This window comes from Paenilisteria rustica (assembly GCF_013820765.1).
Classification (GTDB): Bacteria; Bacillota; Bacilli; order Lactobacillales; family Listeriaceae; genus Listeria_A; species Listeria_A rustica.
Window position 1 is genome coordinate 106692 of sequence record NZ_JABJVM010000007.1, and the last position, 13414, is coordinate 120105.

At 40.1% G+C, this 13414-nt stretch carries 16 protein-coding genes; 15 read left to right on the top strand and 1 reads right to left on the bottom strand.

What is annotated here, in order from left to right:
- Position 1: 1 nt before the first annotated feature.
- From HPK16_RS08575 to HPK16_RS08645, 15 genes are all read left to right on the top strand, one after another.
- Positions 2–535 carry a T6SS immunity protein Tdi1 domain-containing protein gene (locus HPK16_RS08575; RefSeq protein WP_181676560.1) on the top strand — a complete coding sequence of 178 codons (534 nt, stop codon included), beginning with the start codon at positions 2–4 and terminating at the stop codon, positions 533–535.
- Positions 536–586: 51 nt separating this feature from the next.
- Positions 587–1906 carry an AAA family ATPase gene (locus HPK16_RS08580; protein ID WP_181676561.1) on the top strand — a complete coding sequence of 440 codons (1320 nt, stop codon included), beginning with the start codon at positions 587–589 and terminating at the stop codon, positions 1904–1906.
- Positions 1903–2826, top strand: a complete 924-nt coding sequence (locus HPK16_RS08585; RefSeq protein ID WP_181676562.1) for a DUF4435 domain-containing protein — start codon at positions 1903–1905, stop codon at positions 2824–2826. The genes HPK16_RS08580 and HPK16_RS08585 overlap by 4 nt, the downstream gene beginning before the upstream one ends.
- Positions 2827–2979: 153 nt before the next feature.
- Positions 2980–4440, top strand: a complete 1461-nt coding sequence (locus tag HPK16_RS08590) for a glycoside hydrolase family 1 protein (RefSeq protein ID WP_181676563.1) — start codon at positions 2980–2982, stop codon at positions 4438–4440.
- Between the two features lie 110 nt (positions 4441–4550).
- Positions 4551–5078, top strand: coding sequence for a TetR/AcrR family transcriptional regulator (locus HPK16_RS08595; protein ID WP_181676564.1), 528 nt, complete (start codon positions 4551–4553; stop codon positions 5076–5078).
- A gap of 54 nt (positions 5079–5132) precedes the next feature.
- The gene (locus HPK16_RS08600) at positions 5133–5549 is read left to right on the top strand and encodes a MarR family winged helix-turn-helix transcriptional regulator (protein WP_181676565.1); all 417 of its coding nucleotides are present in this window, start codon (positions 5133–5135) and stop codon (positions 5547–5549) included.
- 14 nt (positions 5550–5563) lie between these two features.
- Positions 5564–6523 (top strand): ring-cleaving dioxygenase, encoded by a 960-nt coding sequence (locus tag HPK16_RS08605; RefSeq protein ID WP_181676566.1) that lies wholly within the window; start codon positions 5564–5566, stop codon positions 6521–6523.
- Positions 6524–6589: 66 nt separating this feature from the next.
- A complete protein-coding gene (locus HPK16_RS08610) occupies positions 6590–7360 on the top strand; it encodes an alpha/beta hydrolase (RefSeq protein ID WP_181676567.1) in 771 nt (256 codons plus the stop codon).
- 58 nt (positions 7361–7418) lie between these two features.
- Positions 7419–8063, top strand: a complete 645-nt coding sequence (locus HPK16_RS08615; RefSeq protein WP_220132291.1) for a histidine phosphatase family protein — start codon at positions 7419–7421, stop codon at positions 8061–8063.
- 3 nt (positions 8064–8066) lie between these two features.
- Positions 8067–8879, top strand: coding sequence for a sugar-phosphatase (gene yidA / locus HPK16_RS08620; RefSeq protein ID WP_181676568.1), 813 nt, complete (start codon positions 8067–8069; stop codon positions 8877–8879).
- Between the two features lie 9 nt (positions 8880–8888).
- Positions 8889–9116, top strand: coding sequence for a (4Fe-4S)-binding protein (locus HPK16_RS08625; protein WP_181676569.1), 228 nt, complete (start codon positions 8889–8891; stop codon positions 9114–9116).
- 12 nt (positions 9117–9128) lie between these two features.
- Complete coding sequence (locus HPK16_RS08630) at positions 9129–9404, top strand: GNAT family N-acetyltransferase (RefSeq protein ID WP_181676570.1); 276 nt, start codon at positions 9129–9131, stop codon at positions 9402–9404.
- Positions 9405–9539: 135 nt separating this feature from the next.
- Positions 9540–10976 carry a glycoside hydrolase family 1 protein gene (locus HPK16_RS08635; RefSeq protein WP_181676571.1) on the top strand — a complete coding sequence of 479 codons (1437 nt, stop codon included), beginning with the start codon at positions 9540–9542 and terminating at the stop codon, positions 10974–10976.
- A gap of 194 nt (positions 10977–11170) precedes the next feature.
- Positions 11171–11554, top strand: a complete 384-nt coding sequence (locus tag HPK16_RS08640) for a dsRNA-binding motif domain-containing protein (protein WP_181676572.1) — start codon at positions 11171–11173, stop codon at positions 11552–11554.
- Between the two features lie 4 nt (positions 11555–11558).
- Complete coding sequence (locus HPK16_RS08645; protein ID WP_181676573.1) at positions 11559–12131, top strand: VanZ family protein; 573 nt, start codon at positions 11559–11561, stop codon at positions 12129–12131.
- A 165-nt stretch (positions 12132–12296) separates the two neighbouring features.
- Here HPK16_RS08645 and HPK16_RS08650 read toward each other — a convergent pair whose 3' ends face one another.
- Positions 12297–13178, bottom strand: coding sequence for a hypothetical protein (locus tag HPK16_RS08650; protein WP_181676574.1), 882 nt, complete (start codon positions 13176–13178; stop codon positions 12297–12299).
- Positions 13179–13414: the final 236 nt, after the last annotated feature.

Sequence of the window (13414 nt, forward strand, 5' to 3'; positions counted from 1 at the left end):
TATGAATGACTTTATCCACGTAAATAAAATGGCGGAAGAGGTTTGTCAGAAATATAGTGGTAAAATACCGGATGAACTATGGAGTGTTTGGCGAGATTATGGAACAGGTAGTCTTTTAAGCGGGTATCTTAAGATAATAAATCCGGATGATTTTCAAGATATTTTAGAGGAAAGCTATTTTAGAAGCGATGTATCTATTCCCATTTTTGCGACGAGTATGGGAGATATTATTACATGGGAGGAAAATAGATATTTAAGAAAGCTAAATTATAGAATGGGAGTTTTTGAAGGAGTATCGGCAGGATTTGAATTTTTCTTTTCTGATTTAGAAAGTGATTATTTTAAAGAGAAGTATTTAGATTACTCTATATATCAAGAGGCAGTGAAAAATCTAGGAGAACCAGCTTATGATGAATGTTTTGGCTATGTTCCGTTGCTAGCTCTTGGAGGGAGTGACAAAGTTGAGAATTTGCAAAAGGTGAAGCTTAGAGAGCATATTCTTGTGATAACAGCTTTGACAGGAATAATTGAATAGATACCGTATTTCCATATTTTGATGTGAATATTTTATTGAAGGAGAATGAAAATGATTACTTTTATAAGTGTGAAGAAAATTTTTGGAGAGTTTGATTACGATGTAGACTTAAGTAATAAAATTCGTATAATTATTGGACCTAACGGATCAGGAAAAACGACTTTTTTTAAGATAGTTAATGCGGTTTTGTCGAAGAGACACATTGATTTATACGAATTTGAATTTGAAAAAATACTAATACGCACAAATAAAGGAAATTTGTCGATAGAAAAAACAATTTTTACAAACGAGCAGTCGGAAGCCATTGTTAATATAAAATATTGTATTAACGATATTGAGGTCGGTATTTTAGAGGAAAATGAGTTGCCTCATCTAAGTTATTTTGCAAGGCAGATACCACGTTTATCTAGATCTAGAGATTATGTTTATGACATCGAAACAAAAGAGGTTTTCACAACTGAAGATAAGTATCTATTAATAGAAAAGTATGCTAACTACTTACCGAACAATTTTTTTTCAATTCCAGAGGCAGTACTTACTTTTCTGGAAAATCTTAATGTTACAACAATCTTTACTGATAGACTCCAGGATAAGCAAATATTGAGAGGGGAAATGGGAAGTGATTTATACCAAGCTACATCTGTGGAATACTGTTTAAATGATATAAAAAAGAAAATAAGTAGGTATACAACAGACTACGCTGAATATTCCAGAAAATTAGATCAACAATTTCCGCTAGAAATTGTCAGAGTCTTAAATGGTGATAAGGCATCTAACTTGGACTTTGAAATTATAGAGGAATTATCCGATATTATTGGGGCGTCGAGAGAAAAACTGATAAAAACTGGTTTGTTTGACATCAACGAGGATAAAGACGAAAGTTATCTGCACAATGAATTTGATAAAATGAATCAGCAAACTTTAATAGTATTGGAAAAGTATTTTAAGACAATGAAGAAAAAAATGGATTTTTTATTGCCGTTTTCCGATAAAATTGAAATGATTTTGGAACTTTTCAATAAAAAAATTGCTTCAAGTGGGAAAGTATGCCGGACCAACTACAAAGAAGGTTTTTATATAGAAAATAAAAGTAAAAATAATACAATTCCTTTTGAAAAATTATCTTCCGGTGAACAACATGAATTTATACAATTATATTCATTAATTTTTGAAGTAAGCAATGGAGATGTTATTCTTATAGATGAACCGGAAATTTCAATACATGTTTCTTGGCAAAGAGACTATATTGAAGATTTAAATAAAATATTAAATGGTAGGGACAATGTCAAGGTTATCATAGCAACACATTCTGCACAAATAGTGAATAACTATTGGGAGGATGTGTTAGATTTAGGAGCAATCGACAAATGACATACTCTATAGAGAATACGATAGAAGAGGTTGTAGGCGAGATAATTATGTCAAAAAAGAAATATATTATTTTAGAAGGGAAAACAGATGTATCTTTTTGGGAAGCTGTATTGCAAGGAAATGAGGAAGACTTCGTTTTAATTGGAGCAGATAGGATTAAATCTGCTTTTAACAGTAATAAGAAGACGGTAATACAGGCAATTGAAGAGTTAAACAAACATTCTCACAAGTCTTTTGGAATAGTAGACTTAGACTATGATTTATTTTCTGAATCTCCATGTGACGCTAATGATATGGGGAATATATATTTTTATTCTGCTCATAGTTTGGAGACTGTAATATTTAATTCTGATATTTTATTAAAAGTAATAAATGTAATATCATCACGAAGGTTTACTGATCAGAATATTGATGAGCTACGTAAAAAAATTAGTGAGGTAATAAGAATAAAGGGTTTTCTAAGGATTGCGAATGAGCAAGAAATATTAGGTGATAGTAATTCTTGCAATAAAATAAAAATTGATAAATTTTACAATAAGAAAAATTTAACACCTAGGGATATAGATGAAATTCTGAGGTCTTTACAAGGGAGTTGGAAGCTAACGCCCGAAAAAATAGATATATTGAAAAAGAAAATTTTTGAATTTGAGGATGTAGAAGACAAATATATGTGCCATGGACATGATTTATTCAGTATGCTTGAGAATATAATTGGTACTACAATAATACCAACTCCTGATAACATGAAATACAAGGAAGCCCAAATCATTAATTTATTTATCGCTTACTACGATTCCTTTGGCAAGACTAGGAATGTTCCGTTTGATTTAATTGGAGATTTTATATTAGAAACTAACAGAAATTTAGTTGACTACGGCAGGCTTAATAAAAGCGTGGAGGAAGAGGTCACAAGGGGATAGTGACTCTTAAAGCAATATGACTATTTTGTAAAGGGTCATTATTCTAGTAGGATATTGTTCCTTTAAAATTCTCTGCACTTTTTTCTTGCTCTGTAATGCATTACATGAAGTATACTCAAAATGTAAACAAGACCGAGAGGAGCGAATAAACAAATGACAGAGATCAAAAAGCAATTTCCAGATGGATTTTTATGGGGTGGCGCAACAGCTGCGAACCAAGTTGAAGGTGGCTTTGACTTAGATGGCAAGGGTCTTTCAACGGCTGATATGGTGAAATTTGTTCCGAAAGATGAGCGTGGAAATGGGCATGCGCTGGACGTGAGTTCGGCTGAGATTGAGGAGATTTTGGCGGGGAAATCGAAAGCTCGTTTTCCAAAGCGTGATGGGGTCGATTTTTACCATCGTTATAAAGAGGATATTGCGTTGTTTGCGGAAATGGGATTCAAGACGTTCCGGTTGTCGTTTAATTGGGCGCGAATTTTCCCGAATGGTGATGATTTAACGCCGAATGAGGCTGGTTTGAAATTTTACGATAATGTGATTGATGAGTTGGTGAAGTATGGTATTGAGCCACTTGTGACGTTATCGCATTACGAGACGCCGCTTGGTTTGACGCAGAAATATAATGGTTGGGCGAGCCGCGAGGTTATCGATCATTATGTGCGTTATGCGGAGACGGTGATGACGCGTTACAAGGATAAAGTGAAGTATTGGCTGACTTTCAACGAGATTAATATTATCGCGATCAGCCCGTACACTGGTGGTGGCGTGGTCGTGGATCGCGTGCGCAACCCGTTGGAAGTATCTTACCAAGCGGCGCACCATCAATTTGTTGCGAGTTCGAAGGTTATCAAATTAGGTCATGAGATTAATCCAAATTTCGAAATTGGTTGTATGTTGGCACGGATGGAAACGTATCCTGCGACGAATAATCCGGATGATATCTTGCTTGCTCAGCACCAAAATCAAATGAATCTATTTTTCACGGATGTTCAAGTTGGCGGTTACTATCCTGGTTTTATCAAGCGCTATTTCGCGGAAAATGACATCACGATCAAAATGGAAGATGGCGATTTGGAGCTTTTGAAAAATTATCCTGTGGACTACTTGTCGTTTAGTTATTACATGACATTGTCCGTTTCGGCAGATCCAAACCGCGATCAAACGGGTGGAAATTTCATGGGCGGCGTGAAAAATGAATACTTGGAAAGCTCGGATTGGGGCTGGCAAATTGATCCTAAGGGCTTGCGTGTGGCGTTGAACGGATTATACGATCGCTATAGGGTGCCACTTTTCATCGTGGAAAATGGCTTGGGTGCGTATGATACGGTTGAGGCGGATGGCGCGATTCACGATCCATACCGTATTGATTACTTGCGCCAACATATCGAGCAGATGGCAGAAGCGATTGCGGACGGCGTTGATTTAATTGGTTACACGAGTTGGGGACCAATTGACCTTATTAGTGCATCTACGAGTGAAATGTCCAAGCGTTACGGTTTCATTTATGTGGACCAAGATGATGATGGAAATGGGACGCTTGATAGATCGCGTAAGGATTCGTTCTTCTGGTATAAGAAAGTAATTGAGACGAATGGTGAAGATTTAGCTTAAAATCGGAAAAGAGGTTGGCTTGTTTTGAGGCTGATCTCTTTTTTGTCTTGATTAATGGTTGCGTTTGCGTTACATTGAACATAACAGCGCAATGGAAAGCAGGGTTTGGAATGAAGAGACAGGAACTAATTGATGCAGCAATACAGGTAATTCAGGAAGATGGTATACATCAGCTAAGTTTGGCTAAAATCGCTGAAAAAGTCGGAATCACAAAACCTGCCATCTTTTATCATTTTAAAAATAAACAGGATTTAATGATGGCGTTGACGTATTTCACAGTTGGTGAGTATGAACAAACCATCGCGGAAGAGTTCGACAAAATTCCTGAAAATGATGCTTTGCGTCACGTACATGCTTTTTTGAAGGGGAATTTGCGTCAACTAAATGATTCTGAGTTGATTAAGGTTCACGCGGCTTCGATGGAGGTTCTCGTTTCGAATGATGAGGCGACGGCGGTTTGGCGAGATGTGTATAATCGCGAACTGGAGAAAATGGCACCAGAGATTGGCGTCGTGCAGGCAGATTTACTCAGTGTGGCGCTGGATGGCATGTGGTATGGGGCTATGTGCGGGGTTTGGGATGCAAAGCGTGCGGAGGCTGTTGTTACATATTTGGAGGAAATCGTGGATCGGGGTTAAATAGTTGCTTTTTCTATAGTTTAGGACTAAACTAATGATGAGGAGGGGATTCCCTTGGTGAAAAAAGAGCAACGATTAGGCGTATTACTCTGGTTCAGGCTTAGCAGGTTTTATAACCGCAATATTAAGTTAACCAACCAAAATCTCAAAAAAGCGAATCTCTCGATGGCACAGTTTGACGTGATTGCTCAAATTGGTTTGGAGGGTGAAAGTACACAGAAATCGCTTGCGGACCGGCTTGTAGTGACAAAAGGAAATATTACGCAATTGCTCGTGAAGTTGGAAGAGCAGGGTTTAATTTGTAGGCGAAAGCAGGGTAAGGAAAAATACATTGCTTTGACGGAGCTGGGTAAGGCGTGCTATTTGGAAAATGTACCAGCGCAAGAGGCTTTTCAGCAAGAACAATTTGGTAAGTTAACACGGGATGAGCAGAAACAGTTGCTGAGTTTATTAAAAAAATTAGATGATTAGTGAGGAGTGGCGAAATGGAATTAAGAGGCATACATCATATTTCGATTATCACGGAGAATGCACGAGCTAATTTTGATTTTTATACGAAGGTTTTGGGGTTACGATTAGTGAAGAAAACGGTGAATCAGGATGATCCGTACACATATCATTTATATTATGCGGATGAGATTGGAACCCCTGGCACAACGGTTACTTTTTTTGAAATTCCGCGGGCGAATCGGGGAAGTAAGGGATATAATTCGATTGCGCGAATGGGGCTACGAGTGCCAAATGATGCGGCGCTGGCTTATTGGGAAGAGCGATTAACAATGTTTCACGTGAAACATGAGGGTGTTTATGAGCAGTTTGATCGGAAGGTTTTGGATTTTGAAGATGTGGATGGACTTTCGATTCAGCTCATTTCGGATCAGCGTGATAAGGGCGTTGCTGGAGGGAATCCATGGGTGGATAGTCCGGTTCCAGTAGAACACGCAATTATCGGATTGGGTCCAGTATTATTTTCGACGCTGAAAAAAGAGAAGACGGATCGTGTGTTGACGAAGATTCTAGGGTTCCACCGGGTTGGTGCGTATGAGGATGATGAGCGTTTAGTTACTGTATTTCAAGTTGGTGAAGGCGGATCTGGCGCGGAGGTTCAGTTGGAGGCTAATTTCAAGGATCCGCATGCGGTGGAGGGAATTGGTAGTGTGCATCATGTGGCGTTCCGTGTGGCTGACGATGCAGAATTGCGTGATTGGATTACGTATATTCAAGATTTAGGATATCCGAATTCTGGTTTTGTGGATCGTCATTATTTCCACTCGTTCTATTTTAGGGAGGAAAATGGTATTTTGATTGAGCTTGCGACGGATGGACCGGGCTTTAAGACGGATTTTGCGAAGGAGCATGGCACATATGTAGAGCTCCCACCCGCATTGGAAGAGCGCCGGGCAGATATCGAGGCACATTTGACAGAGCTTGATAGTGATAAATAATAATGGTAAAAGACAGCGGTATCTATTATGATAGGGGTAGCATAATAATAGGCGGTGAAAACAATTATGATGGAAAACAGGTATGAAGGCATAGCCAACAAGGACTGTCCTAATTTAGAGCGATTTTTAGTATCTAGTAAGCATGATGTTCCAGCAATGTTGATTTTTCAGGGCGGTGGTTATGGAAATCGGACGGAGCGTGAGGGGAAGCCTGTAGTGGAATGGTTGAATAGTATTGGTATTGCAGCGTTTATCGTGAATTATCGGGTTGCGCCGCATAAACATCCTGTTCCTTTGGAGGATGCGAAATGGGCGATACGAATGGTGCGGCATCGGGCAGAGGAATGGGGCGTTGATCCGAATCGGATTGGCGCCATCGGTTTCTCGGCTGGTGGGCATTTGGCTTCGACTTTGGCGACGCATGTGGAGGATGGACAACCGGATGCGGAAGATCCGATGCATCAATATAGTACGCGTCCCGATGTGTTGATATTGGCGTATCCGGTTATCACGATGCGAGCGCAGACGCATAAAGGAAGTTTGTATAATTTGTTAGGAGAAACGCCGACGAAGCAGCAAATTTTGGAGCTTTCGAATGAGTTACATGTGACGAATCACACACCACCAACTTTTCTATGGCATACAGAAGAGGATCAGATGGTGCCAGTGGACAATAGTTTTATTTTTGCGGCGGCGCTTAGAAGGCATAATGTTCCACACTCGGTTCATACGTTTGAGCAAGGTAGGCATGGACTTGGAATGGCGCGGGATAATCAGGAGGCGAGAATTTGGCCGGAACTATGTGAAAATTGGTTAAAAGTGCGAAACTTCATTTAATTTTCCGTGAAACAGTGGTACAATTTTAGAGGAGAGTTAATTTGGAGGAGGCAATATTTTGGGTAAACGCACTTTTTATTTTGTACGTCATGGTAAAACGGAATGGAACTTGGCTAGAAGAATGCAGGGTTGGGGCGATTCACCATTGATTGAAGAAGGCGTTAATGGTGCGATTGCAACTGGTGAAGCACTCGCGAATGTGGACTTTACGGCTGTTTATTCTAGCCCAAGTAAGCGAACGGTAGACACGACTGGTTATATTATTGGTGATCGAGATATAGATGTTAAGACGCTTGATGGTCTTCGCGAAATGAGTTTTGGAATTTGGGAAGGCGAGCGTTTTGTTGATATTACGGAGAATTATGGGGAAGAGTACGCGATGATGCTGGATAATCCGGCAAAGTATGAGGCGAATGTGAGCAAGGGCGAGACTTACTACCAAGTGAAGGAGCGCACAAAACAAGCAGTGGAGCAGATTTTGGAGGAGCAACCGGAGGGCAATATTTTGGTTGTTTCACACGGAATGGCTTTGCGAGTATTGATATTCGTTGCTTTGCAGGGAGCAGATTTACAGACGCATCGTACGGAAACACCGCATATTTTGAACACGAGTGTCACGGTTGTGGAATACGAAAACGGCGAGTTCCGGGTAGTTACGGCAAATGATACCGCTCATCTTGAGGGTATAGTTGAAGGAGTTTAGAGGATGATAAAATTAGTAGCGATCGATATAGATGGAACATTACTCAACGATAAGCATGAAATCACGCCTGAGGTCCACGCCGCGATTCATAAAGCGAAGGCCCAAGGTGTCAAAATTGTCTTGTGTACAGGGCGCCCAATTACTGGTGTGCAGCAGTATTTGTCGGACTTGGAGTTGAAGCGTGAAGGTGACTACGTGATTACGTTCAACGGTGCGATGGTGCAAGATACATTTACAAAAGAGGTCATCTCACATTTGACGCTTACTCATGCGAATATTATGGATATTTATGAAATGAGCCGCGAGCTTGGTTTGCATATGCATTTCAATGATATGAGCAATCTGTATACGCCAAATCGTGATGTTGGCAAGTACACGGTTTATGAGTCTTATTTGACAAATACACCGCTGTTTTACACGCCGATGAATGAGGTTGCCGAGGATATTATGGTTTCTAAGGCGATGTTTATTGATGAGGAAGAAATTTTAGCACCAGCTATTGCGAAAATTCCAGCGAGTTTTGGCGAAAAGTATAACTTGGTTCGGAGTTCGCCATTCTTCTTGGAGGTTTTGAATCCTGAGGCGAGCAAAGGAAATGCGGTTCATGGTTTAGCGCAGAAGCTTGGAATTAAGCAGAGTGAAGTCATGTGTATCGGTGATCAAGAGAACGATTCAACGATGATTGAGTACGCAGGTGTTGGCGTTGCAATGGAAAATGCGATTGATAAAATTAAAGCGATGGCTGATTTTATTACGCTTTCCAATGAAGAAAGTGGCGTTGCGCATGCGATCAATAAATTTGTTTTAGAAGGATAGGTGCGGCTGATGAGTGATTGGATAGAGAAGGGTTATCGTGAGTACCGAGGCGAGAAGATCGATGTTTATTTTAATACGGCGATTTGTGAACATGCAGCGGAATGTGTGAAAGGTGACCCAGCTGTGTTTGATACGAGTCGTAAACCGTGGATAGTTCCTGATAACGCAACGCCTGAAAAGGTTCAAGAAGTCATACATCGCTGTCCAAGTGGTGCTCTGAAGTATCGAGTAAAGTAGGAGGTTATGATGATGGAATTTGTTAAAGGTGAAAATCGTTTTTTCAAGGAAGATACGAACGGAAAATTGATTGCGGAAGTAACGTGGGTTCCGAGTGGGGATTCGCTTGTAATTTTGGATCATACGTTTGTTGATGAGAGTCTTCGTGGTCAAGGGATTGCATCAGAGTTAGTGGAGAAAGTAGCAGAGACGATGCGTGCAGAAGGCAAGAAAATTGCGCCAACATGCCCATTTGCAAAAGCTGAGTTTGATCGTAAACCTGAGAAATATGATGATGTGAAAGCATAATGAGAGGAAACCCGTTTGCAAATCTGCGCGGGTTTTTGATTATTTCCCGGGAAATATTGACCTTTCACTACCAATTTAAAAGAATATACTTTAAAATGAAGAAGAGTAGATTTTACCTAAATGGAGGTTTTAATAATGGAGCACAAAAAGCATACCGATTTTCCGAAAGATTTTTTATGGGGTTCTGCCTCGGCGGCGTATCAAATTGAGGGTGCGTGGGACGCGGATGGCAAAGGGCCTTCTGTTTGGGACAATTTTGTGAAGATTCCTGGGACGACATATGAGGGCACGAATGGTGATGTGGCGGTGGATCATTATCATCGTTATAAGGAAGACGTGAAGTTGATGGCGGATGCTGGCTTGAAGGCGTACCGTTTTTCGATTGCTTGGAGTCGTATTTTCCCGACTGGTAAGGGTGAGGTGAACGAGGCTGGCTTGAAGTTCTACGATGATCTTATCGATGAGTTGTTGAAGTACGATATTGAGCCGCTTGTGACGCTGTATCATTGGGATATTCCGCAGGCGTTGATGGACGAGTATGGTGGCTGGGAATCGCGCCAAGTGGTGGAGGATTTCACGAATTATTCGGTGGCGTTGTTTAAGCGTTACGGTGATCGTGTGAAGTATTGGGTTTCCTTGAACGAGCAGAATATTTTTGTGTCGCTTGGTTATTCGATGGCGCTTCATCCACCGAAAGTGACGGACGATAAGCGGATGTATCAGGTGAATCATATTGCGAACTTGGCGAATGCTAGTGTTATCAATGCGTTCCATGAAATCGTGAAGGATGGCAAAATTGGGCCGAGTTTTGCGTACACGCCGTATTATCCGGTTGATACGGACCCGAAAAACGTGCTCGCTGCGGAGAATGCGGAAGATTTGAACGGCTATTTCTGGATGGATATGTATGCGTGGGGCGTTTATCCGAAGGCGGTTTGGCGTTACTTGGAAGAGAACGATTTGGCACCAACGATTGAGCCTGGCGATATGGAATTGCTTGCGTCCGCGAAACCTGATTTCATGGGCTTGAACTACTATCAATCTGCGACGGCGGCTCATAATCCGTTAGATGGCGTTGGTCAAAGCAATACGTTTAACACGACCGGTAAAAAAGGAACGGCGGAGGAAACTGGGATTCCTGGCTTGTATAAGAAAGTGAAGAACCCTTACGTGAAAACCACGGACTGGGATTGGACGATTGATCCTGATGGGCTTCACATCGCGCTTCGTCGGATTAATAGCCGTTACCAATTACCGATTTTGATTACGGAAAATGGTTTGGGTGCGTTTGATAAGTTGGAGGATGGCGAGGTTCATGATGCGTATCGGATTGACTATTTGAGCTCGCATGTGGGCGCTATACAAGCGGCAATCGATGATGGTGTTGATATGCTCGGCTATTGCACATGGTCGTTCACGGATCTTCTGAGCTGGCTGAATGGCTATCAAAAACGTTATGGTTTTGTTTATGTCGATCGTGATATTTCTGATGATGCACCAATGACGCGGATTCCGAAAGATAGTTATTATTGGTATAAGAAAGTGATTGAGACGAACGGGAAAGAATTGTAATAATATAGAAGGAGCCGTTTTCCATGTTAGCTTTTGCTAGGATGGAAAACGGCTTTTTATATGTTTTTAACCAGTAGTGAGTAGAGAAAATAATCGGTTTTAAGCACTTTAGAAAGAGGAGTTAATTTTTAACGACTGATTCAACTCTTTTTGTGTGTCATTGTTTGAATATATTAAAAAGGAGTTGGTTTTTTGTGGCGAAAAAAATGAAGTATTGTGCTGTAGCTTTTGTATTTTCTCTAGGTTTACTTATTCCGCTAACTGCTTATGCTGCGATTAATAACGTATCGTATGATTTCAAGCATATGGTTCCCGTTAGTGGTAAGATGACTGCAACAAAAGCTACCTTGTCGGGAAGTGTTAGTGTGAATAATTGGGGGAAAGACAATTCGTTCAGTGTGAAATTATTTAAACATCGAGTAATATTGAATGATATTTATAAAGGTGGAACGTATTTCTCACCAACAGGCAATAAGAAATTCTCCTACACAGTGGCAAAAGGCAAATCTTATTGTGCAGAATTCTGGAAGACCCAAAACGGCAAATATATAAAAGGAAAAGCTAGTTTTAGCTACTAAGTCTATGTTGAAATTTATTTTTCCGTTATTGATTATGGTCATTATATTCGCAACGATCCTAATTATGTATAAGAAATTGGTGGACAAGAAAACAAATAGAGAGCTTATTGTGATCTCGATCTTTGCCCTATACATCATGGCTGTCATCTGCGTAGTCCTGTTCCCATTACCAGTGCAAAAAGAGTACATAGTGGACATGATTAAGTATAATCAAGGGGTATCGAATAATCTGATTCCGTTCATGGCTTGGGTAGATGCGGTGAATGACATGCGCTATGTCGGTGTATTGCAGGCTTTTTATCAACCGATTGCAAATATGATTTTATTTTTTCCACTTGGATTCTATTTACCGATTATTTTGCCTAAATGGAGATTCAAAAAAATTATCCTTGTGGCTTTTTTATCTTCGTTGAGTATTGAGTTGACCCAAGAGTTCATTAACTTAATCTTGGGCTTTAATTATCGCGCGTTTGATGTGGATGATCTTATATGTAATACTGTTGGTGCTGCAATGGGCTACCTATTTTATAGATGTGTTGTTAAGATAGTCCTTATTTCTAAAGAAGAGCTTTATTAGAGCCTAACTAAATCATAAAAAGAGCCGTTTCCCATGATCAGGATGAACGACTCTTCTATGTGTTATGGAGGTAATATTATTACTAGCTTCATGGAGTCTTTATTTGAGCTACATAATTTGCCTTCGATGTTATGGTAACGCTAATAAAGCAAGTATATAAGTTGCTTATTTTCCTACTGTATAAGTAGTAACGCCTTTTAGGTTTTGTGTATCGGCAATAGAAATTTGTTGTCCTGCTTTAAGAGCGTTTCCAGCAGGTACTATGAAGCTGAAAGTTCCGTCAGCAGCAATGCGCAATGCATTCCCAGTAGCTAGAACTGTCTGTGTTGAAAGGTTCCCGATGTTTAGGTAATGACCAGGGATACCTGTACCAGTAATACGAACATCGCCAGCGCTTATAGGATTTACACTAAGGTCGCCACTTTGAACTGTAAAAATAGTAGTACCTCTTAGATTTTGTGAATCGGCGATAGAAATTTGTTGTCCTGTTTTAAGAGCACTTCCTGCTGGTAATGTGAAGCTGAAAGTTCCATCAGCAGCGATACGTACTGTATTCCCAGTAGCTAGAACAACGTGTGTTGAAAGGTTGTCGATGTTTAGGTAATGACCAGGAATACCTGTACCAGTAATTGTAGTAGCGCCTGAAACTAAAGGATTAACATTGAAGCCACTACCTTGAACGGTATAATTAGCAACTGTACCTTTTAAGTCTAATGAATCGCTTATTGTAAAAACTTGATTAGCTGTAAGAGCACTTGGTAGTGTGAAGCTGAAAGTTCCGTTAGCAGATACTTTTAAATCATCACCAGTAGTTAACACGGCTTTTGTAGACAAGTTCGTGATGTTAATGTAGTGACCAGGAACGCCTGTACCAGTAATAGTTTTAACTCCAGTAAATAAAGGATTAACTTGAAGAATGCTATTTGTGCTTGCTAGTGTTGTGCTTGCTTGTGCCTCACCTGGTGAAGATGTTACGTATACCCCACCTAAAAATGCTGTTGCAACTAATGCAACCCCAACTCTTTTTAATGTCGTTTTTTTATTCATTATTGTAATCTCCTTTTTTATATGAAAATGATGATAGACAAAAACATAGCGAAATAATGAATTCCATGAAACCTAGTGCTAATATTAGCATATATAATAGGCATGAACGCGGGAATTTTGGACGGATTCTGCTTTTTTTGATGGAGAAGTTGTGTCTATTACTAGATGACTTTTATGATATACGAAAAATAGCCCAATTTTATTTTTGTTAAAATCTAAACAAAGCGGTCGGTCTT